21 protein-coding genes and 1 pseudogene are annotated in these 23,572 nt (G+C 36.9%); 20 read left to right on the top strand and 2 right to left on the bottom strand.

The genetic code is table 11. The features are described from left to right. The first annotated feature begins 49 nt into the window (after positions 1–49). The 11 genes from KH703_RS01095 (at position 50) to KH703_RS01045 (ending at position 13,718) form a co-directional block, all read left to right on the top strand. Positions 50–1,303 (top strand): oligosaccharide flippase family protein, encoded by a 1,254-nt coding sequence (locus KH703_RS01095; RefSeq protein ID WP_304293376.1) that lies wholly within the window; start codon positions 50–52, stop codon positions 1,301–1,303. 110 nt (positions 1,304–1,413) lie between these two features. After that, positions 1,414–3,387 carry an alginate lyase family protein gene (locus KH703_RS01090; protein ID WP_304293374.1) on the top strand — a complete coding sequence of 658 codons (1,974 nt, stop codon included), beginning with the start codon at positions 1,414–1,416 and terminating at the stop codon, positions 3,385–3,387. After that, the gene (locus tag KH703_RS01085) at positions 3,380–4,513 is read left to right on the top strand and encodes a glycosyltransferase (protein ID WP_304293371.1); all 1,134 of its coding nucleotides are present in this window, start codon (positions 3,380–3,382) and stop codon (positions 4,511–4,513) included. The genes KH703_RS01090 and KH703_RS01085 overlap by 8 nt, the downstream gene beginning before the upstream one ends. Before the next feature lie 2 nt (positions 4,514–4,515). After that, positions 4,516–5,757, top strand: a complete 1,242-nt coding sequence (locus KH703_RS01080; protein ID WP_304293370.1) for an O-antigen ligase — start codon at positions 4,516–4,518, stop codon at positions 5,755–5,757. Next, positions 5,738–6,784, top strand: coding sequence for a glycosyltransferase family 1 protein (locus tag KH703_RS01075; RefSeq protein ID WP_304293368.1), 1,047 nt, complete (start codon positions 5,738–5,740; stop codon positions 6,782–6,784). Before KH703_RS01080 ends, KH703_RS01075 begins: the two co-directional genes overlap by 20 nt. 26 nt (positions 6,785–6,810) lie before the next feature. Then, the gene (gene gmd, locus KH703_RS01070) at positions 6,811–7,842 is read left to right on the top strand and encodes a GDP-mannose 4,6-dehydratase (protein ID WP_304293366.1); all 1,032 of its coding nucleotides are present in this window, start codon (positions 6,811–6,813) and stop codon (positions 7,840–7,842) included. Continuing rightward, positions 7,832–8,686, top strand: a complete 855-nt coding sequence (locus KH703_RS01065) for an NAD(P)-dependent oxidoreductase (protein WP_304293364.1) — start codon at positions 7,832–7,834, stop codon at positions 8,684–8,686. Before gmd ends, KH703_RS01065 begins: the two co-directional genes overlap by 11 nt. Beyond that, positions 8,683–9,807: a glycosyltransferase family 4 protein gene (locus KH703_RS01060; protein WP_304293362.1), complete on the top strand. Its 1,125-nt coding sequence runs from the start codon at positions 8,683–8,685 to the stop codon at positions 9,805–9,807. Before KH703_RS01065 ends, KH703_RS01060 begins: the two co-directional genes overlap by 4 nt. Next, on the top strand, positions 9,800–11,164 hold the full coding sequence (locus KH703_RS01055; protein WP_304293360.1) for a mannose-1-phosphate guanylyltransferase/mannose-6-phosphate isomerase: 1,365 nt from the start codon (positions 9,800–9,802) through the stop codon (positions 11,162–11,164). Before KH703_RS01060 ends, KH703_RS01055 begins: the two co-directional genes overlap by 8 nt. Before the next feature lies 1 nt (position 11,165). Further along, entirely contained in the window at positions 11,166–12,473 is a 1,308-nt protein-coding gene (locus KH703_RS01050) for a sugar transferase (protein ID WP_304293358.1), read from the top strand. A 21-nt stretch (positions 12,474–12,494) separates the two neighbouring features. After that, complete coding sequence (locus KH703_RS01045; protein ID WP_304293357.1) at positions 12,495–13,718, top strand: Wzz/FepE/Etk N-terminal domain-containing protein; 1,224 nt, start codon at positions 12,495–12,497, stop codon at positions 13,716–13,718. 12 nt (positions 13,719–13,730) lie between these two features. On the opposite strand, the gene KH703_RS01040 is transcribed toward KH703_RS01045, so the two are convergent. Continuing rightward, a complete protein-coding gene (locus tag KH703_RS01040; RefSeq protein WP_304293355.1) occupies positions 13,731–13,853 on the bottom strand; it encodes a hypothetical protein in 123 nt (40 codons plus the stop codon). Positions 13,854–14,129: 276 nt separating this feature from the next. Here KH703_RS01040 and KH703_RS09995 point away from each other — a divergent pair, with 276 nt between their 5' ends. From KH703_RS09995 to KH703_RS01015, 7 genes and pseudogenes are all read left to right on the top strand, one after another. Continuing rightward, the gene (locus KH703_RS09995; protein ID WP_369692713.1) at positions 14,130–14,384 is read left to right on the top strand and encodes a hypothetical protein; all 255 of its coding nucleotides are present in this window, start codon (positions 14,130–14,132) and stop codon (positions 14,382–14,384) included. 174 nt (positions 14,385–14,558) lie between these two features. Continuing rightward, complete coding sequence (locus KH703_RS01035; RefSeq protein WP_304293353.1) at positions 14,559–16,886, top strand: calcium-binding protein; 2,328 nt, start codon at positions 14,559–14,561, stop codon at positions 16,884–16,886. 41 nt (positions 16,887–16,927) lie between these two features. Next, positions 16,928–17,218 (top strand): hypothetical protein, encoded by a 291-nt coding sequence (locus tag KH703_RS01030; RefSeq protein ID WP_304293351.1) that lies wholly within the window; start codon positions 16,928–16,930, stop codon positions 17,216–17,218. Between the two features lie 41 nt (positions 17,219–17,259). Next, positions 17,260–17,829, top strand: a complete 570-nt coding sequence (locus tag KH703_RS01025) for a hypothetical protein (protein ID WP_304293349.1) — start codon at positions 17,260–17,262, stop codon at positions 17,827–17,829. Between the two features lie 107 nt (positions 17,830–17,936). Next, positions 17,937–18,194, top strand: a pseudogene (locus KH703_RS09990) (hypothetical protein); the annotation flags it as partial. A gap of 108 nt (positions 18,195–18,302) precedes the next feature. Continuing rightward, positions 18,303–18,650 carry a hypothetical protein gene (locus KH703_RS01020; protein ID WP_304293348.1) on the top strand — a complete coding sequence of 116 codons (348 nt, stop codon included), beginning with the start codon at positions 18,303–18,305 and terminating at the stop codon, positions 18,648–18,650. Continuing rightward, positions 18,631–20,460 (top strand): calcium-binding protein, encoded by a 1,830-nt coding sequence (locus KH703_RS01015; protein ID WP_304293346.1) that lies wholly within the window; start codon positions 18,631–18,633, stop codon positions 20,458–20,460. Before KH703_RS01020 ends, KH703_RS01015 begins: the two co-directional genes overlap by 20 nt. A gap of 6 nt (positions 20,461–20,466) precedes the next feature. On the opposite strand, the gene KH703_RS01010 is transcribed toward KH703_RS01015, so the two are convergent. Continuing rightward, the gene (locus tag KH703_RS01010) at positions 20,467–20,589 is read right to left on the bottom strand and encodes a hypothetical protein (RefSeq protein ID WP_304293344.1); all 123 of its coding nucleotides are present in this window, start codon (positions 20,587–20,589) and stop codon (positions 20,467–20,469) included. A 1,196-nt stretch (positions 20,590–21,785) separates the two neighbouring features. Here KH703_RS01010 and KH703_RS01005 point away from each other — a divergent pair. After that, positions 21,786–22,208, top strand: coding sequence for a hypothetical protein (locus KH703_RS01005; protein WP_304293342.1), 423 nt, complete (start codon positions 21,786–21,788; stop codon positions 22,206–22,208). Between the two features lie 21 nt (positions 22,209–22,229). Beyond that, positions 22,230–23,108 carry a hypothetical protein gene (locus tag KH703_RS01000; protein ID WP_304293340.1) on the top strand — a complete coding sequence of 293 codons (879 nt, stop codon included), beginning with the start codon at positions 22,230–22,232 and terminating at the stop codon, positions 23,106–23,108. Positions 23,109–23,572 lie beyond the last annotated feature (464 nt).

The raw sequence follows: 23,572 nt of genomic DNA, 5'->3' as shown, positions 1-23,572 counted from the left end.
CTACTTTTCTAAATTTTTAGATATATAGATAAGTTAAAGGAATAATGCCTTGGTAAAAAATATATTGCATATTTTTCTTTTTAATGTTGTTTCTAAGCTTTTTGTAATGGCTACAACTGTGATTTTAATAAGGACATTAGATACAAAGGAATATTCATTGTTCGTTAATTTTCAGGCAGTTTACTCGTTTTTAGGCATGTTTTTATTTTCAGCGTTTAATTATTCGCTAGTAAGATATTCTGCAGAATATAGGTCCATATATAATTCTTATCCAATTGCTCTATGCAAGTTAGTGATTTTTTTACAAATTTTGATTTATGGTATTCTAGCCATCATTTTGCTATATAATTATGAAAGATTAACCTATTTGTTATTTTCTAAAAAATTAGAATTCCAGCGCCCTTTTATTCTTGGTATTTTTGCTGGGTTTAGTTTAATGCTATCCAATATTTCTTTTTTTATCTTACAATCTCAAGAAAATTTTAAGATCTATAATATTGCTAATGTATTAAGGCCATTACTAATATTTGTATTTATATCCATATCTTTTATTTTTCATGTTATTACTCTCGAGAATATCGCCGTTGCTATTATCATTTCTCAATTGGTTTTTGCATGTATTTTTTTATATTTAATTTTTAGGAGTAAAAATATAAAATATTCATATGATATAAACGCTGCTTCTTTTTTTGAATACTTAGGAGAAAATAAATTTTTAATTTTATATTTTATATTTTTAGAATTATTTTCTCAGTTTGATATTTTTATTTTAAGTAAGTATTCATCTGAATATGAACTTTCTAATTATGGTGTGGCCTTTAAGTATTATAGTGTAGGACTTTTACTTTTGGGTTCTATACATGCTGTCCTGTTGCCAAAAATGTCTAGAGAAGCTAAGAGCGGAGCTTTGAAACAAAAGCTATTTGCTTTAGAGTGGATAAAGAAAAGTTGTATTATAGGATTTATCATATTTATAGCTTATTTTTTATGCAAAAATATATATGTATACATAAATGGTTATAACTATTTATATTCGTATTATGTTCTTTTCATCTTTTGTTTTTCCATATTACAAGGTTTAGTTTTTAGTCCTATTGTAAATATTATAATTGCAAATAAAGACTATGGCTTTTTATCTAGCATAGCTTTAATAGCAATATCATTTAATTGCATTTTTAATTTATTAGTAGTAAAAGATTATGGCGCTATAGGAGTTGCTATAGTAACTACTATTACTCATTCCATTATTAATGTTTCATCCTTTTTTAGAATATTATATAATAATAGGGCGTTATCTGCATGATTGTGTACTATTTTAAGAAAATAAAACAGATGTCTTATAAAGATATATTAATTAAAATTTTAAATAAAATATTTAATATTATTAAAAATATAATTGAAAAGAATATGCTTTTGAAATTTGCTCAAACTATATACAGTCATTCAAATTGTTCAATAATAAAATTAAAGTGTATAAATATAAAAGAGCTTGATCTGTCAAATATCGATCCGGATGCCGCAAAATATCTATCTAAAATGTACATCGAGCACAAATTTGATCTGCTCGGTAGCGGGTGGGTAAAAAATAGCTATGATAGCGCGGCGCTCGGGCTTGAGGGCTACAAGTACGATATGAATGTCGCGGCGCCCGCGAGCGCGCTAGAGGGCTACGAGCCGATTGATTGGCAAAAGGATTTTAAAAGTGGCTTTCGGTGGAGCGAAAAAAAATGGTACAAAGATCAGCGCATAGCCCATAAACCTGGTAGCGATATAAAGGTGCCGTGGGAGCTTGCGAGGCTTCAACACTTGCCACAGCTTGCTATTTTTGCGGTAGCGGATCCAAACTTAAAAGAGCGAAATTTAAAAGAATTTAAAAACCAAATTTTAGATTTTATCCGCAATAATCCGCCTAGAATGGGCGTAAATTGGACTTGCACGATGGACGTTGGCATCAGGGTTGCAAATATGCTAGCGGCTTACGATATGTTTTGCCAGATGGACGGCGAGGAAATTTTAGATGCGGATTTTAAACAGACCTTTTCAAATAGCGTCTACGAACACGCGCTTCATATCGTAAATAATCTGGAATATTCGTCGCATCTTACGTCAAATCACTATCTAAGCAACATCGCGGGTTTGCTGTTTGCGTGCGCGTATCTAGACGGCGGCCGCGAGACGGACGCGTGGCTGGCGTTTACCGTGCAAGAAGTAATCAGCGAAATGAGAAAGGAATTTTACGAAGACGGCGGAAATTTCGAGAGTTCTACGAGCTATCACCGCCTAAGCGGCGAGCTAATGGCGTATAGTGCGGCTTTGATACTAGGTCTAAAAAGCGAGAAAATTTTATCGCTAAAAAATTACGACGTAAAGCTTTGGCGTAAAAAGCCGAAGCTCTTGCCGTCAAACGAGCAGGAATTTAAAATTACAAACGGACAAATAGCGCTGCCGCAGTGGTTCGTGGACAGGCTGTATAAAATCGGCAGATTTACCGCCGATATCACAAAGCCAAACGGAGAAGTGCCGCAATTTGGCGATAACGACAGCGGTAGGTTTTTTAAATTTAGCCCAAACGGCGAGTTTTTGAGCAACGAACAAGTCGCGCGAAAATATCTAAATTTAAGCTGCTTTGAGGGCGGCGAGGCGTTTTGGGATGAAAATATCTTAAATCACTCCACGCTAATTAGCTGCATGGGCGGGATTTTTGACGATGAGATATTTAAAAATGGTATTTGCTTTGAGAGGAGCTTTGTTCGCTCGCTCGCAGGGCGTACCCTGCAAGCAAGCGATAAAACATACAAAAGCCTGATCGCCTCGGGCGTGAAATTTAGCGAACTGCCGCACCGAAAAAGCATGGAATTTAAAATTGCGAGTTCGCAAGAGATCAAAAATATATTTTATCCGGACAGCGGAATTTTTATCTTTAAATCCGGCAAATTTTACCTCGCCATCTGCGCTGCGCCGCTTGGACAGAATGATCACGGTGGACACACGCACAATGATAAGTTGGGCTACGAGCTGTGGATAGACGGGCTGGATATAGCAAGAGATCCCGGCACCTATCTTTATACGCCGATCCCTAGCAGGAGAAATGAATTTAGAAGCGTCAAAGCCCACAACGCGCCGATTGTGGACGATTTGGAACAAAATAGTTGGGGCGAGGGAGCGATAGGACTATTTGGAATGTTTGCGGAATGCGGATGCGAAGTGGCGGATTTTGGAGAAAATTTTATAAGCCTAGCCGCAGAATATAAAGGCGTAAAAATTATTAGAAAATTTGAGATAAAAGAGGATAGATTGGAGATTATCGATATGGCAAATAGGGAATTTTATTATAGTAAATTTGAGTTGTATTCAAATGGATATGGGAAGCTGATGAAAAATGTCTAAAAAAGTTTTAATGGCTGTTGCGAATTACTATACTTCGCCGTTTCAGGTCGGTAGTCATCATTATGCTAGAGCGTTTGAAAAGCTAGGATATGAGGTGCTTTTTATCTCAAATCCTATCTCGCCGATACATAAAATTTTTGCAAATAGTAACGAATTAAAAGAGCGGGAAAGAATTTATAAAAAAGGAGGCGAAAGCGCAGGGGGCATTTTTTATTATGTTCCGCGCTCCCTTTTTACTCCTCAAAACAAACCATTTCTATCGTCGAATTTTGTTTTAAATAATTGGCAAAATTTTACGTATCCAAATTTATTAAATTTTATAAAGGAGCGAGGTTTTGGCGAGGTTGATATATTGTGGTTTGATAGTCCATTGTTTGGTTTTTTGCTAGATACTATAACTTATAAAAAATCTATTTTAAGGATAGCTGATTACGCAAAAGGTTTTGGTGCAGTTTCTGATACTCAGTTTAAAGCCGAGATAAATATCGCGAATAAGGTAGATGCAGTCATTTATACGGCCAAAAATTTAAAGGAAAAATACGATCAAATAAAAGATAAATCTAAAATGAAATATGTACCAAATGGCATTGATCTTGATTTCTTTAAAGCGGCAGATAGGTCTTTGCCGCAGGAGCTTGAAGATATTCCTGAGCCTAGGGTAATTTACGTAGGCGCAATACATGATTGGTTTGATGTGGATTTAGTGTATTACTGCGCTAAAAATTTGCCAAATTATAGTTTTATTATAATAGGTCCGGAGCAAAAAGATCTATCTTTACTTAAAAAGCTAAAAAATATCCATATTTTAGGCTCTATTCCATACGCTAAAATTCCTGCGTTTTTATATAATTGCCAAGTCGGTATAATCCCTTTTAGCGTTAAGGATTATCCCGAGTTGGTAAATAGCATAAATCCATTAAAAATGTACGAGTATCTAGCCTGCGGACTAAAAGTCGTCAGTGTAGAGTGGGAGCAGATAAAAGATATGAGTGGTATTATAAATTTAGTCGCAACAAAAGACGAATTTGTCAATGCAATAGAACATGGCGATAACTCAGGATATGATTTATTAAAATTAGCATGGTTCGAAATTTTAAGAAAATTTTTAAAAGATATCGGTGCATAAATATGTTTTCTATTTCATTAAAAAAGTATTTACTAGCAATATTTTTTATATTTATTCCATTTTCCCAAGCCTTAACTGTTGATGTGGGTTTTCCACTAAAAATTTCTGAGGTAGCAATGGTTTCTATTATTATATTATCTAAAAATATAATGAAATTAAAAGGATATGATATTATTTTAATTCTTTTTTTATTTCTTGCACTTTTGTCTTTTTTGATTAATATTCTATGGGAATATCCTTATAATATTGCTACTATAAAATATCGTTTTGGTGGCGACTTAGATGGTCTGGCGAAATTGATATATTTGAGTTTTACGATCTACTATTTTATATTATTGCGCAATATATTCAATATAAAAAAAGATAAATATATAAAATTTTTCTTCATCGGAGCAGTATCGGCAACACTATATAGTTGGTATTTGATGCTCGCTGGCATCTTTAAGTATAGACCGATACTTCTTTTCGGTATAAATGACCCTCAACTGATTTCTTTACAAAATTGGACATTAATTCGTTCTGGAACATTTTTAGAGGGGAATTATATGGGTTTATTTTTATTTATATCTACTGTTTTAGCCGTCTTTTATAAAAAAAGATTTTTAGCCGGGCTTTTTACTGTTTCTATGATAACTACTTTTTCTACGATGGGATTATTATCTTTATTATTTTTTTATGGATATCTTATCGCTAAAACAAATATTAAATATTTTATTATAAATTTGCCTTTAATCATCTGCTTATTTATGTTATTAAGCCATTATAGGGACTTTAATACATATGTATTATCTAAGATAAATATTTTTGATAGTGAGACAGTTGATAATGGAGCTATATCAAAAAAAGAAAGAATGGGCTTTATAATGAATGGCGTAGAGATTGCAATCGATAATCCTATCCTGGGCGTAGGCATCTCCAACTATGCCAAGCACTACAATCATTATAATAAGGCAGAGGAAACATTTTATGAAAATGATGATATAAAAGTTGTACCCAATAATATATATATTGAAATAGCCTCCGAGTTGGGATCAGTGGCTTTCTTATTGTTCACCTTTTTTTTATATAAAATTTATAGGCATATAAATAATAACGTTTTAATGGGTGGATTTTTTGGATGCTGTTTATATTTTAATGCAATGCCAAGCTATACGATTATAGTTATTTGGTTTTTCTTTGCTTTTTTGTTGAGCCAAAATGGCGATGATGGTAAAGGAGGTGGATGTGCTGTTTGTGAACGCTAGATTTCTAACTCAACATATTACGGGAGTGCAGAGATATGCTATTGAAATTTCTAAACAGCTTAAATTTAAGTTGAGAGATGGGGTTGTATTTTTATCTCCTAAAAATATTGTACATAATGAAATTGCTAGGAACTTAGATGTTCGAGTGATTGGTAAAAATAGCGGACATATTTGGGAGCAGTTGGATTTGCCGGTATATATTAAAAGAGAAGGGGGTCCGCTTCTTTTAAATTTAGCTAATACCGCACCGGTTTTTTATAAAAATAAAATTTGTGTTGTTCATGATATAGCATATGAACGCTTTCCGCAGACCTTTGATTGGAAATTTAGGTTATTTTATAAATTTCTAATTCCAAAAATACTAAAAACTTCTAGAAAAATTATAACTGTAAGTAAATTTTCTAAAAACGAAATATCTCAATTATATGGAATACAAAGCGATAAAATTGATATAGTATATAATTCCGCAAATACTACGTTTAAGAATATCCGCATAGAAAATAAAGAAAAATATGTGCTTGCCGTTTCATCGCTACATTATCAAAAAAATTTCCATTCTCTAATAGAAGCCTTTGACGGATTAGGCGATGAGAATATTAAGTTGTTTTTAGTCGGTGAGATTAATAAAAATTTTACGAATTTGAATTTATTAGAAAAGATCAAAAATAATACTAATATAATTTTCATAGGACGGGTTAGCGATGAAAAATTAACAAGGCTATATTCAAATGCAATATGTTTTGTTTTTCCTTCTTTTTACGAGGGCTTTGGTATTCCGCCACTTGAGGCACAGTCATGTGGGTGCCCGGTCGTCTGCTCAAATGCGGCAAGCTTGCCCGAAATTTACGGAGATAGTGTTGTGTATTTTGATCCATATAACGTGGAAGACATGAGAGGCAAGATTCAAATAGTTTTAAATGATGAAAATTTACAAAATGAACTTCGCATCAAAGGCTTTGAAAATATAAAAAGATTTAGCTGGGAAGAATCGGCACAAAAAATTATAAATTTAGTTAATAAACTGTAAAATATAAAAAAATTTAAGGAGTAGAAATGAAAACAGCATTGATCACGGGTATAACCGGTCAAGACGGGGCGTATCTCGCAAAGTATCTTTTAGGGCTTGGATACAGGATTGTAGGTACTTGCAGAAGGACGGCTAGCTTAAATTTGTGGCGCATAAACGAGCTTGGTATCATAAATGACAAAAATTTAAAAATTATTGAGATGGATTTAACCGATCCGTTTAATATTTTAGGCGTAATTTCACAAACTAAGCCCGATGAAATTTATAATCTTGCGGCTCAAAGTTTTGTAGGGGTGAGCTTCAAAGAGCCTTTTCATACTGCGAGCGTAACCGGTCTCGGTGTATTAAATCTACTCGAAGCTATAAGGATAGTAGATAAGAATATAAAATTTTATCAAGCCAGTACGTCGGAGATGTTCGGTAAAGTTCAGGCGGTACCCCAGAATGAAACTACACCGTTTCATCCACGTTCGCCGTATGGAGTTGCAAAGCTTTACGGGCACTGGATGACAGTTAATTATCGTGAGAGTTATGGTGTTTTTGGCTCTAGCGGTATATTATTTAACCATGAAAGCCCGCTTAGAGGTCTAGAATTCGTAACGAGAAAAATTACCAATACGGCTGCCAAGATTGCTCTAAAAAAAGCCGACAAATTAGTTCTTGGTAATTTGGATGCCAAACGCGATTGGGGTTATGCTTATGAGTATGTTCAGGGTATGCATAAAATTTTACAGCACGACAAGCCCGATACCTTTGTGCTCGCAACAAACAAAACGACTACGGTTAGGGACTTTGTAAAACTGAGCTTTGAGGCACTTGATATTGAGTTAAAATTTGAAGGCTGCGGCGAGAATGAAATTGCTCGCGATAAAAACGGCAATATTTTGGTGCAGGTTAGTTCGGAATTTTATCGTCCCGCCGAAGTGGATTTGCTTATAGGAGATCCGCTTAAGGCAAACAATGAATTGGACTGGCGATCGACCACCGATGTTAAAGCTCTTTGCGAGATGATGATAAAAGCGGATCTTAAAAAAGTAGAGGCTGGTTTTGAGTTCTAAAGTTTTAATAACGGGTGCAAATGGATTTACCGGGCGCTATCTTTGCAAATATTTAGAAAATTTAGGTTATGAAATTTTTGGAGTAGATACAAATAATTGTGATATTCGTAAAATAAATAGCATAAAAAGCGCTCTAAAATTTAATGCTGATTTTATCATCCACCTGGCTGCCGTCGCTTTCGCACCCAGTAATCCCGAGTTGATAGAGAATATAAATTTTACTGGAAGTAAAAATTTACTTGATGCTATAAGTGAATTAAAAATTAAACCGCAGCGAGTAATATTGGCGAGTTCGGCCTCGGTTTATGGTGCGCAAAAAGAGCAAATTTTGTCCGAAGATCTAAATCCAAACCCGCTATCTCCGTACGCAAAGAGCAAGTGGGAGATGGAGAAAATAGCAAAAGAATATGACTTTGACATTTTAATAACCCGTCCGTTTAACTATACAGGTGTCGGGCAAAATAGTAATTTTTTGATACCTAAGATAGTTTCGCACTTTAAACAAAAAAGCAGGATTATCGAGCTTGGGAATTTAACTCCGCAGCGTGAATATAATAATATTTTGGATGTAATTAAAATTTATGAAAAATTACTATATCTAAATTGTGACGAACAAATTTTTAATATCGGATCCGGTATAGGTTGCAGTATAGTTGAGATACTCGACTTGATGAGAGAAATTTCAGGACATGATATCAAAGTTGTACAAAATCCAAACTTTATGCGAAACGATGAAGCGCAAAAAATCATCTGTAATACCTCTAGGCTTAAAAAATACGGCATAGATTTATGCCGAAGTAATCTAAAGCAAACTTTAATTTGGATGTATGGGGGGCGGGAATGAAAAAGGCTCTTGTTCACGACTGGTTTAGTGTATATGCGGGCGCGGAGAAATGCGTCGAGAGTTTTACTGATATCTGGGATGATTTTGAAATTTACAGCCTCATCGACTTTTTAAGTGATGCCGACAGAAATAAAATTTTAAAGGGCAAGCGCGCCCACACGAGCTTTATCCAGAAGCTGCCCTTCGCGAAGGACAAATACCGCAACTACCTGCCGTTATTTCCGCTTGCCATTGAGCAGTTTGATCTAAGCAGCTATGATGTCGTGCTATCCAGCTCGCATGCCGTCGCAAAGGGGGTGCTGACGCACTCAAATCAACTTCATATCGCTTACGTGTATACGCCTATCCGCTACGTGTGGGATCTATATCATCAGTATCTGCACGAAAGCGGGCTAGATCACGGCCTAAAAGGCATGCTGGCGAGGTACTTTTTGCATAAAATTCGCCTTTGGGATTTATCTACTATAAACGGAGTTGATTGTTTTATCGCTATTAGTCATTACATCGCGCGCCGTATCAAAAAAACATACGGCAAGCCTAGCGACATCATCTATCCGCCCGTGGATGTGGATAAATTTACGCTGCGCGAAGCCAAAGAGGACTTCTACCTCACCGCCTCACGCATGGTGCCGTACAAAAAGATCGATCTCATCGTAGAGGCGTTTTCGCAGACGGATAAAAAGCTGCTCGTTATCGGCGATGGACCCGATATGGCCAAAATAAAATCAAAAGCGGGCAAAAATGTCGAGCTTTTGGGCTTTGCGAGCGATGAAACGATGGCGGATCTCATGGGGCGGGCTAAGGCGTTCGTTTTTGCCGCCGAAGAGGACTTCGGCATTACGCCGGTAGAAGCGCAGGCATGCGGCACGCCGGTGATCTGCTTCGGGCGCGGCGGCGCTCGCGAGACGGTGCTTGACGGCGAGAGCGGACTGTATTTTATGGAGCAAAATACAAAGGAGCTGCTCGCCGCCGTAGCTAAATTTGAGCAAAATTATGATAAATTTGAGCCTGTAAAAATCAGAGAAAATTCTTTAAAATTTTCGCGCGCGCGCTTTGAAGCCGAGATCAAAAGCTACGTCGAGAAAAAATATGAGGAATTTAAGGACGGACTAAATGACTAATATAATCCTAAGCGGCGGCAGCGGCACGAGACTGTGGCCCATCAGCCGCACGCTTATGCCGAAGCAGTTCGTGCGCCTCTTTGGCGATCGCTCGCTTTTTATGATGAGCTACGAGCGAAACTCCCCGCTATGCGAGCGCACGCTCGTCGTCTCGAATGAGCAGCAGTATTTTTTGGCGCTCGATCAGCTTGAGACTTTAGGCGCGCGTGGCGTAAAATTTCTGCTCGAGCCCGTCGGCAGAAACACGGCCCCTGCGATCGCGCTTGCGTGTTTGAGCTTGAAGGCCGAGGAGATCGTTTTCGTAACGCCGAGCGATCATCTAATTAAAGACGAAGCGGCGTATAAAAACAGCGTCTTGCGCGCACGCGAGCTTGCGAAGCAGGGATTTTTGGTGACGTTTGGTATCAAGCCAGCGGATGCAAATACGGGCTACGGCTATATCGAAGCAAACGGCGAGGACGTGTTAAAATTTCACGAAAAGCCTGAGCTTGCGGCGGCGCAAAGCTACATAGCGGCTGGGAATTTTTATTGGAACAGCGGCATGTTTATGTTCAAAGCGGGTGTATTTTTAGGCGAGCTAAAGGCGCGTAGTCCTGAAATTTACGAAGCCTGCGTCCGTGCGCATGAAAATTCTAACGCGGAAAATCCGATTAGAATTAAACTAGGCGATATGCAAGAAATCCCAGCAGATAGCATCGACTACGCGGTTATGGAGCGCACGAGCCTTGCTAAGGTCGTACCCGCAGACATCGGCTGGAGCGATCTGGGAAGCTTCGATAGCTTAGACGCCGAGCTGCCCAAAGACGCGAACGGCAACACCGCAAGGGAGCAAAATATCACTCTAAATTCTAAAAACAATCTCATCATCGGCTCGGGCCGCACGATAGCAGCCATAGATGTCGAGGATCTTGCTATCGTCGATACCAAAGATGCCCTGCTCATATGCAAAAAGGGCTCTACCCAAAAGGTAAAGCAGGTGGTAAAGCGGCTCGGAGATAGCGATCTAACGCGCGTGCACATAACGACGCACCGCCCGTGGGGCAGCTACACGGTGCTCGAAGATGAGCGCGGTTACAAGATCAAGCGTATCGTCGTTAAGCCCGGCAAGCGGCTATCGCTGCAGAAGCACTACCATCGCAACGAGCACTGGATCGTCGTTAGCGGCACCGCGACCGTGACTGTGGGCGAACGAAATTTCTTGCTGCGCGAGAATGAATCTACGTTTATTAGGATGGGTGAGGTCCATCGCCTCGCAAACGAAGGTAAAATCCCCGTCGTGCTAATCGAAGCTCAAGTCGGTAGCTACACCGGCGAGGACGATATCGTGCGTCTGCAAGACGATTTTAATAGGAGTTAGGATGAAAAAGCAACTCTGCGTTTTGATAATCTTGGCAGTCGATATTTTCGGCATCTGGCTTTGCTTCGGACTTGCCGTGGTGTTTAAAAATCTGCTCTACGGCGATAGCGCGCTGCTAGACATCGGCAGGTATCAAGGCTTCGCGCCGTCTTACGTCATAATGATATTTCTATTTTTCTATCAGGGGATCTATTCGAGGCGGTATGATTTTTGGCACGAGAGTAGAATTTTAGTAAGAAGTTGCTTTTTTGGGCTTTTACTAAGCCTTGCGCTGCTTGCTTTAATCAAAGTCAATTATGAATTTTCGCGAGCCAGCTTTATTCTGAGCTTTGCCTTTATGGCGGTGGTTTTGCCGCTTTTTAAGCTCGTAACGAAAAGGAGGCTTTTCAAATTTGGCCTATGGCAAAAGAGGGCGAAAATTTTAGGCGAGGGCGAGGAGTTTGAAAACGCCGTCTTAGAAAGCGCGTATTTGGGGTATGTAAGGGCGCTAGGCAGGGACTACGACGTGCTATTTATCGGTGGAAGCAGGCTTGGTGCGAAAGCCTTGAACGAGCTTATTGAACATAATATCAGAAAGAACAAAGAAATTTTATTCACCCCTGTGCTGCGCTCATACGATTTTACGCAGGCAGATATTTACAGCGTTTTTGCCTCGCGTACCAGCCTCTTTGCGATACGAAATTCTTTGAAGAATAAAATTAATATTGCTCTTAAGCGTGCACTGGATATATTTTTAATCTTAGTTACATTACCGATTTGGTTACCTATTTTTGCACTCACTGCACTCATGATAAAATTTGATGAACCAAATGAGCGGGTATTCTTTTCGCAGCCAAGGCTTGGACTGCACGGCAAAAAGTTTATGTGCTTGAAATTTAGATCCATGCATTCCGATCAGGGCTTTATGAAAGAGTGGCTAAACAATAATCCGGACGAAGTCGAACATTATGTTATTTTTAAAAAATATAAAAACGATCCTAGAATTACTAAAATTGGTAAAATTTTAAGAAAGACATCTTTGGACGAACTGCCTCAAATTCTCAATGTTTTAAAAGACGATATGAGTATTGTTGGGCCTAGGCCGTATCTGCCCTGTGAGGGGAGTGAGTTTAAAAATAATATGGATCTCATACTAGCCGTCAAGCCTGGTATTACTGGGCTTTGGCAGGTGAGCGGGCGCAGCGATGTGGATTTTGCGACCAGGGCGGGCATGGATGCGTGGTATATGAAAAACTGGTCGATATGGAATGATATCGTGATAATTATAAAAACCTTTAAGGTGGTCCTTGTTCGAGAGGGTGCAATTTAAATTTTAATTTGGAGAAGAAATATGCAACAGAATTATTGTGAAGATGATGAGATTGATTTGCTAGATTTGGCAAAAAAAATATGGAAATATAAAAAGCAAATTTGTATAGTAACTTGTGGATTTATTGCGGTTGGGCTTTTGTACATTCTATTTGCTACTCCGTGGTATAAAGCAACGGCGTTGGTAGAGATTGGGTATTATAAAGAAACAAATCCTCAAAGTGGTCTGGTTCAGGAGTTTAGCCTAGAAAATCCAATCGATGTTACTCGAAAGTTACAGACTCACTATATAGATTTGCTTAAGAATACGAAAGAGCTGGATTATGAAGTTAAAAAGATCGATAATGTTAAAGATAACCTAAAATTTATAAATTTAGAGGTGTATGGAAAATCTCGTAATATAGCAGTGGGGAAAATTAGTAAAATCATAGAATTACTTGCTAAAGAGCATAAAAATATTCTGGATGCTTATTTAGAAAAGGTTAAATCAGATGTAGAGAACGTAAATAGACAACTAAATTATTTAAAAAATAATAGGATCGTATCTGTCGAACAGCAGATCGCTTATATAAAAAACTATCAAATTCCACGTATTGATAGAAGTATAAAATATATGCAAGAAATGACCATTCCTGCGGCAAAGAAAGATCTAGAGGCTATAAATAATATAAGTATGGTTGCTATAGATGATAATATAAAATTAAATAATGATATTCTGCAGAAGTATCAAAAGAATTTAGATGAATTACAATCCGGCAGAAAAGTAAGCTCCGCAGAAAGCACGATATCTAGGCAGATTCTAGAGCAAGGATATTATTCGCAGATTTTGAATGCTAAGCAAAATTTGATATCATTGGAAGAACAAAAAAACCTTCTTATATCTCAGACTATACCCAATGCTCAAAACAGATTAGATAGATTATTAAATGTGGATTTAGAAAATTTGCAGTCCGATAGGGATAGCATAATGACCAATAAATTACCGGAACTTCAGCGCAACCTGATAAATTTGCAAACCAGTGAGCTTAATGCACTTCTTGAGAAAAAGGCTATTTTAGAGCTTTCGTTAAAGCCATATAATTATCAAAATACTCATATAGTCGCAGGAATAATCGCTTCGGATTATCCGGATAGACCTAAAAAATTAATAATTTTAGTTATATCTATGGTGCTGGGGCTTATGATCTCTGCTTTCGTGGTGTTAATTTATGATAAATTTAAAGCCGGTAGCACCGAAAACAGATAAATTCTAAATAATTTATCTATATTGGGCGTTGTGGTTGAATGTAAAGGCTGCTTTGATAAACTCGCTACTGCGGCGCCTGATATGAAAGATTATGTTGCGCGAACTATAAAAATATACTGCCATTAAATCATTCATATAGGCTATTTTTTTAAGAGCAATAACGATGTTTAGCTATTGCGGTATCAAAGATAAATTTGTTTTGTGCTTTTGGCTATGACTATTAAATTTTATCTATGCATCGAATCCTATCGCTTGGATACATTATCAAAAAAAGTCATTTATTGCCATCAAGTAGCTTCAGCTACGTTTTACAAAAGCATCATGATTATAAATTTAGCGTATTAACTAAAAATCGCCGATTAAAATTCTATAATTGTAAAAGAGTATTGGTGTCCCGATGCAGCTGCTGATTTGCTTCTAAATCGCTATAAAGAACATATACCCAATGGCATAACCTATATAGGCGGTGCTGGGGCGGATATCATAGCCGGCACAAGATACGATGATATACTTTACGGGCACGATAGGGATGGAAAAAATGATGATGGGGCGGAAGATACTTTAATCGGCGGAGAAGGTACAGACAAGATGTATGGCGGCAAAGGCTTTGATACCTACTACGTAGGATATAAAGATATCGTAGAAGACAGGCGACGGCAAAGGTAGGGCTTTTCTTAAATGCCTCTACTCTAACGGGTGGAACCCACAATAAGGATAAATGAGTATATCTAAGCGAAGATAGGAAGATAGAGCATAAATTAGAAGGCGATAAACTAACCGTCAAAAAAGGCGGTAACACAATAACAATCAATGGATATAAAAAGGATTTTAAATACGAAAATGGAAATGCATATCCTAAACACCATCCTTCTCGATGCAGATGAGATTGGTATAAGTATAAGCAACAACCAAACAAACGAAGGAGATAGTGGTAAAAAGTCTTTGAATTCCAATATCTTGCTACAAGGCTCTATCGAAAAAGGTGAATTTCTTATACTGGGAATAGGAGATAAAAAATATCTTTTCGGTGATCCAAGCGAAGAATATATCAAAAAATACAATCTAAATTTAGCGCAATATGAGCGGGGAAATACCTATACCTATACATGGGACAGCAATACGGACAAACAAGAGGATAGAGAATTTGATGTAACTCCTACAATCATCCAAACCTCAGATAAACTAAAAGCCAAGATATTAAAACACGGTACCGGCAAAATCATAGATGACGATGAAGATGACAGCCCAAACGATACTTTCCCGGATACAACTCCTGCTTCAACTAAAACTTCACCTATTGTGATTGACTTAAACGGTGACGGAGTAAAAACAATATCAAGAAAAAACAGTAAAACATACTTCGACCTGGATAACAACGAATTCGCAGAAAATACCTCTTGGATAGATAAAAATGACGGAATTCTAATCAATAAAACCTTAATCACAAATAGCATAACAAACGGAAGCGAACTATTTGGAAATCATACTTTACTAAGAGATGGAAGCTTGGCTAATAACGGCTTTGAAGCTCTAAAAGAATTCGATGAAAACAAAGACGGGGTGATAAATGAGCTAGACGCGCTAGCCTATGAAAACTTAGCAATCTGGCAAGATGCCAACCAAAACGCTAAACTAGACGACAACGAATTAAAATCTCTAAAAGAGCTTGGTATAAAAGAGATAAATTTAAACTACACAAATAGCAACTTTATCGATGAAAACGGCAACGAACACAGACAAACTTCAAATATAACCTTTACAAACGGAAATACAACTACAATCAGCGATGTATGGCTTGATACTCACACGGCAGATACAAGATATGTAGGAGAAAAGATTGTCTTGTCTGCTGAAATAGAAGCGCTTCCGCAAATTTATGCCTTTGGAGAGGTTCTAAATTTACACCAAGCTATGGCAAAAGATAAAGTTTTACAAACAATGGTTCAAAACTACATTGCCTCAGATAAAGCCAAACAAAATGAGATGATAAACGACATAATCTATCGTTGGGCTAACTCAGACCAAATAGATCCAAACTCAAGAGACCCGAAAAAAGTTTATTCACATGTAATGGATGCTCGTCAATTGGTTGCATTAGAGCATTTAACAGGCAAAGGTTATCTTGGAATTTGGTGTTGGGACGAAAAAGATCCAAACCCGCATGGTCAGGCAGCACCGCTTTTGATAGATGAGTTTAATAAATTTGTCAAATACGTACAAGCTCAAATTTCAGCTCAAAGCGAATTTAAAGATTTGTTTGCAGGTATCTTGCCTTTGCAATGGGAGAAAAATCAAACGGGCGATTTAAGCATAGCTTTTAAAGCTTTAAAAGATAGAATTGCCGATTTATTACCAAATGTTGATTATGCGGACATTTCCGCAGATAACATTATACAAGTTAGAAAACTAATAAATACCGCAAAGAATTTAGGCACTTACAACACAAAATATCAAAGTGTATTTGAAACGATTGAAGCTGGGTGGCTAAGCGAAATTGAAAATTTAAAATTTGTGATAAATTCGGTAGAAGGGACAGGCGGAAATGATAATTTAAGCGGAGATAATAAAGATAATATTATCATAGGCGGCCGTGGCGATGATATGCTATTTGGCGGAGCCGGAAATGATATGTATTATTTCGATATATCATTTGGAAAAGATAGAGTTTATGATAGTGCCGGTGTAGATAGCATCGTATTTTCTAAAAATATAAAACCTGAAAATATCGAACTAACTCGCAATAAAACTTCTATTTACATTACCAGACTGGATGATAATAAAGCCAAGACTAATGATGTTATTCAAATAGATAATTTTTTCGAATACAACGGCGATATAGGAAATGGAGCGATAGAAAAAATTATCTTTCAAAACGGCATCCAGTGGGATATTAATAAAATAATTGAAATTTTAGCACCACAACCGACACAAGGTAATGATAATTTATACGGCGATATGAAAGATAATATCATATCGGGGCTTGGCGGAGATGACATAATATATGGTGGTAATGGAAACGACACCATAAATGGAAATGACGGAAATGACGAGCTGCATGGAGATGATGGCAATGACCAACTATTTGGAGGAGACGGTAACGATACACTAAACGGCGGTTACGGCAATGAACCTATGTCTATAATAAAGATGATGAAGCTGATACTATAATCGATTACGGCGGTAATAATATTCTCAAACTAGGTACCGGATTGGATAAAAAAGATTTAATTGTTTCTCATAATTCCAATGGATACATACTTTTATCTTTTAAAGATAATGCTAGTGATAGCATAACTCTTACCTCTCCTAATATTCAAGTTGTTGAATTCGCTAACGGCGATAAGATGAATATGGATGAGATTAAAAAGCTATCTCTTATCGGAGATGATACCGATAATACAATTTACGGCTATAATGGTGAAGATAATACCCTAATCGGCAACAGAGGTAACGGCAGGCTTTACGGAGACAACAATAACGATACTTTGTTGGAGGAATAGGAAACAATACCCTAAACGGTGGAGCGGGAGATGGTACGTACATGTTTACTAGAGGTGATGGAGAGGATATTATAGAAGGCTTTAACGGTGTTGATACAATTAAATTCTGTGAGGGCATACAAAAAGAGGATCTAATTATTTCAAGAAATATAAGCAAGAATGCATATGGGTCATTAAACGATTCAAGGGATATAATCATTAAATTTAAGCATAATGAAACCGATTCCATAACATTGAAAAATGTTATTATAGGAAGTAAAACAGATATATACACGTCAATAGAAAATTTCCAATTTGTAAACGGCGAGAGCTTAAACTTCGAAGATATTAAGAAATTATCTCAGATAGGAAGCGATAAAAATGATGTTATAACAGCTTACGATGATCTTGAAAAGAATGTTTTAATCGGCGGTGGTGGAGATGACGAACTCTACGGTGAACGCGGTAACGACACCTTAATCGGCGGTAAAGACGATGACATTCTAAATGGTGGTGCAGCAGATGATACTTACATATTCAATAAAGGCGACGGCAACGATATAGTACAAGACGTAGACGGCACCGATACTATTAAATTTGGCAAAGAAATAAGCAATAGGATCTCATCGTAAAAAGAGTTGTGAGAATGAATTATTACACTAAACAAAAGGAATATTCGGATATATCCATACTCTATAAAAATTCTCCAAAAGATGATTCCATAACTATGTAAAACGTTATCGACAGAAATAAAAATAAAAATAATAATATCACAGAGGGATTTAAGTTTGCTAATGGTGATAAGCTGAGCTTCGAAGATATCAAAAAGCTATCTTTAATTGGTTCCGACAGTAGCGAGAACATTGTAGGTTATGTCCATGCAAATAATATCATAAAAGGAGGAGGCGGAGACGATAAACTCTACGGTCAAGGTTGGGATGATACTATATACGGCGGAGACGGCAATGATCTAATCGAAAGCGGCAGTGGCAACGATACCCTAATAGAAGGCGAAGGAAATGATACTCTAATCGGTGTAGCAAAAGACGATACCTATATTTTTAATAAAGGCGATGGTAATGATATAATAGAAGATGTCGGCGGAGTGGATACCCTTAAATTTGGAGAAGGAATATTTAAAGAAGACGTCATCGTATCAATAAGCAAGAATCCTAAAAATTATGGTTATAGCGATATGACAATCCAATTTAAAAATAGTAGTACAGACTCTATAACGCTTAAAAATGTTATTAAGGATCGTTCTACAAACTACGATTATGTCGTGAATGATTTTGAATTCTTTAATGGAGACAAATTAACCTTTAATGGCATCAAAAGATTGTATTTAATAGGCACCGATAATAATGATAAATTGTACGGATATAACGATATGGATAGCGTGATCAAAGGAAACAAGGGAGATGATACTCTAAATGGCGGGGGGTCTGAATGATACTATATACGGTGGGGATGGAAATGATACCTTAAATGGTAATTACGGCAACGATATCTTATACGGTGAAGAGGGTAATGATATTATATATGGTGGCGAAAATAACGACACCTTAATTGGCGGGGCCGGAGATGATATGCTTAACGGTGAATATGGCGATGATACTTATATCTATAATATTGGCGATGGAGCTGATATTATAGAAGATCACAGTGGAAGTGATACGCTCAAATTCGGACAGGGTATAAATAAAGAAGACATCATCATATTTAAAGGCAAGAATAATGAAGCGGATGAGAATCCTAGTTGCTTAACGATCAAATTTAAAAATAATGACAGAGATTCCATAACTATACGAAGCGTTATTTTTGATAACAAGCCTTATCCTGACTATGGTATAGAAACTTTCGAATTTGCTAATGGCGATAAGTTAAGCTTTGAAGATATTATTGCATTATCTTTGGTAGGAACCGACGGAAGTGAAACGATAAGAGGCTATAGCGACGCAAACAACACTATAGTGGGCAATGGCGGAAATGACGAGCTTTACGTAGATAGAGGCGATGATATCTTAATCGGCGGCAAAGGAGACGATATTTTAAGCGGCGGAGTCGGTGATGATACTTTTATTTTTAATAAAGGAGACGGTAATGACACAATAATGGATGATTATACCAAATATAGCAACGATAAAGATAGCGATACTCTAAAATTTGGCGAAGGCATAAGCAAAGAGTATTTAATAGTCAGAAGAGCTAGAAACGAATATTCTGATGATAATTATCGAGATTATAAGGATATCGTTATATCTCTTAAAAATTCTACCGGCGATTCGATTACTTTACGAAATGCTACCGATCAAAATAAAACCAATGAAAATAATGCCGTAAAAACCTTCAAATTTGCCAATGGCAAAGAATTAGGAATTGAAGAGATTAAAAGATTATCGCTTATCGGCACCGACGCAGACGATGATACGCTATACGGCTATGACGATATGGATAATGAGATCAAAGGTGGGGGCGGAGACGACATTTTAACTGGCGGTATCGGAGTAGAAAATATCCTTGAAGGCGGCATAGGTAACGACATACTAAAAGGGGGCTATAGAAGTTACGGTGAAGAGATAAGGGGCAAAAATACTTTCGTTTTTTCTAAGGGCGACGGCAAGGATACGGTAGCAAGCATTAATAATGGAGATCTGATTAAATTTAAGGATCTAAACAAAGAAGATGTTAAATTTGAACTAGATCTAGTAAATAAGACTCTTTTAATATCAAGTACCGTTTCAAATGATACCGTTTTAATAGAGGGCTATAGCACTACGACTGAAGAATACGATTATATCAATCAACACAGGTTAGTAAACGATATAAATATAAAGTTCAAAGACGGCAAAATTCTAGGAAGCGATTTTATTAATAAGCAAGCAAAACCTATAGGCGATGCAAACACTATGGTAGGAGGCAGTGAAAATAATACCTTTGAATATGCAGGCGGCATAAAGAGTATAGCTGATCTTGGAGGCTACGATAAAGTGATCTTTAAAAAGTCCGGCAATAGAATATATTACAGCTCGGATGGAGTAAATTTAAAAATAAGCACCGCTCCAATCGATGCGAATAATAAAGACGTATTGGAAGTAAAAGGCTTTTTTAGCGATAAGAATAGCATCGTAGAGGAATTTCAAATAAATAACCATTGGAATATTAAGGCAGTGGATATCTATAAAACATTCGGTAAAACCTATATTGCTAATGCCAAGCCTGCTGCTTTAGCGATGAATGCTAAGCTGCTAGAAAATAGATAACGAAGCTCAAATTTCGTCATTCTTGAAAAGCTCGGATGATGTAAAGCCCACGACACTTTTACAAACAGATTCTGCACTCTCTACTAAGAGCGATGAAAACGAAGTCTCATCTGCCTCAAAAGAAACCAATGAGCATAGCTTAAATTCCAAATCCAACTGGGATATGGTTTAGGTAACGGCGATAAGAACAAACTAAAGGCTATTGTTTCAAAATTTTACAACGATGCGGACCTGAGCACATCCAAGCTTAATTCGGCTCTTAATCCTAGCGGCGCTGCAGATCTAAACTCTGCTCCGGGCGTTATTCAAGAGGATACTTTAAAAGACAATGCTTTCCTAAGCCAAGATACCGTAAACAAGATCATCGAGCAGCTAAACGTCTATGCCGATAACTCGGAAGCTTTGGAATTTAACCAAAAAGATATTCGCAAGGACGATATGCAAGTTTATATGAGTTAAGGGCTATGCCGACATTACACTTGCTAGCATAGCACTTTGTAGGTTGGAATTTTATATGAGGCGGCATATTAAAAAACCGCCTCATAAGTTATTACTATCTTTCAAAATCATAGCGAACGTATGATTAAGACGAATGATTAAAATTTATACGATAAATTTAAAATGCTTGCATGAGTATAGGCAAAATTCTACAAACATCTCCATCCTTACATGGGTTTTTATGCTTGCGACCTTTACTCTTCTTAAAAATCCTGAAAAGAACTAGGTTGATTCCATAAGCTTACAACATATTTGCACCCTTTACGCTCCTCAAAGCCCAACCCATATCCGCCCTTCAACAAAATATTCCACTCAAAACCAACCCTGAAATCCTATACATAAAGCCCAATCCTAAAAACGAATACCTTGAACGCTTTCCTTGCTTAATATCCATCATCCTCCCTTTCCTATTATGCCCTGCATAACATACGCGATATCAGATTCTACCATTCTCTATCACCGAGCCTTTTTATAAGAAACAATGAGGCTTTATGAAAGCAATGAAGCTGGTAAAAAGACAATGAGGTCTATGAAAAAGCAATTAAGCATAATAAGGCTTCTAAGAAACAATGAAGCCCCATAGAAACCGATGAAGTTCTGAAAAAAACAACTAGGCGTTGAAAAAATAGAGCTTCTGAAAAGACAATGAATCTATCGAAAAACAACGAAGCACAATGACACTTCTGAAAGCAAGATGCACTATCGATCTTCTAAAAAACAATAAGACTTCTATAAGTAGCAAAGCTTCCTACCATTTTTTTATTCTCCCGTTATAATAGACCAGCAATCTTTAAATTTATCACAAAATCTACCATAAAGGAGCAGATATGCATTATGAAAATCTTTTAAGAGTCAAGAAAGGTATAAAGGTCTTTAACGATAAAGCTCAAGAAACTGCTAATCAGAATGAGCTTATATGGCTAGTAAATACCTTTATCTCATATATTAGTAGAGCGAGGCACGATAAGAAAAGAGCAGATAATGCACTTAACGGTATATTGCACTATTATAAAGATATGAAAGTAGATAAAAGAGCCTTAAGCGAAGTAGTAAATAAAGAGTATAAAAAGCTACTAGGCCCAAAGAAAAAACCGACCAAATCAAAAATAGCAGATTATAAGGATTGCTTAAAATCCCTACATAAAAGCGGCCATAGCTATCAAAAAATAGCGGATATTCTATGGAAAAACTACGGCATACAAACCAGCAAATCAAGCGTAGCAAGACTATTAAAAGATAGAGGTATATAAATCATGGCTCTGCACACTAGAATGAACGCTAAGGCTATTATCTCTCAGATTATGAAGCAAGCAAACGGTATCGGAATATCTAAAGGTAACGTAAGATGCAATAGTAAGCTTAAAGGACAGAATGGACATGCAAAGAGCACATACGCCCATAGCATTAAAAGCATTCAAAACTTAAGAGCGGTAACTACTCAATATATAGAATTTCTTAAAGCTAGGCACGGCCAAAAAATAATGCAAAACATAAATGCTAGCAGTGCAAGAGAGTGGCTACTGCTAAAAGCAAACGAAGTAAGCGGAGGAACGCTTAATACCTATATATCGGCATTAGCTAAGAGCTTTGATAATTGTAGTAAGCTAGGGCTAAACGTATCGGGAAAAGATATTACGGATATCCGCAAAGAGCTTAAGAAAAAGGGTATGAACCTTCGTAAGAGACATTATAACAGAGCCTATGAAAATCCATATAAAATCATAAGCAATATGCAATTAAGCTCTCCTTATTATATATCCGCCAAGCTTCAATTAGAGGCAGGACTAAGACTGGATGATGCTATAAATTCTAGCAAATGGCAAATTAACGACGATAATAGTATAACCATACTAGGTAGTAAGAACGGCTTATGCTACAGTACTAAAAAGCTAAGCGATAAAACCATAAAACAGCTAAGGCTTGCCAAAGAGTCGGGATACTATGTCCCAAAGAATGCTTACGTAAAGGATCTAAAAGCAGCAGGAGCGGACAAAAGAGGAACGCATTGGCTTAGATATAACTTTGCTCAAGAAAGATATGAGGAGTTACGTAAAGAGGGTATGAGCCATATAAAAGCTTTAGCTCAGGTATCTATAGATATGGGGCATTCAAGAGTAGAGATAACTAGGCATTATTTGGTTGGGTTATAGTATAGGTGGCTTGGCTTGATTATATATAAGCTTAAGCCTGCTTAAGAGAGGGGTGGATAGAAAGATACCTTCGCATTTAAATGCCTTATCAAAGCAAAGCTACATAAGAATATCCCTAAAATTTACTATTGCTTTAGCAAAGAATGCTCCTAAAAGTTATAAAAAGCATATTTAAACGGCACTTAGTAAGAAGAGAATTTATCCCTGTAATAGATAAAATACTTATTTAGTTGAGGAATTTAAGCTACCTATATATATGAAACTCATGGATTATGGAATTAATGAATTAAATGGGCTTACTAATAGCTTTAGAATATCTGAAATACGAGTAGCTCATCTTGTTCATTTTCTAGAGACCTAGCTAGATTAGAAAAATCCTCTGTATGTTTATAGTATTTGTCCGTTTATGGCAAGAGCTTTGCTATATCTATGGTATTTGCCGTATATATTACTTTAAGCTTGCC

The sequence above is a fragment of the Campylobacter gracilis genome, assembly GCF_018374135.1.
Lineage (GTDB): Bacteria > Campylobacterota > Campylobacteria > Campylobacterales > Campylobacteraceae > Campylobacter_B > Campylobacter_B gracilis_A.
Note: the sequence above shows the minus strand (reverse complement) of the source record. Positions and strands in the feature narration are given on the sequence as shown.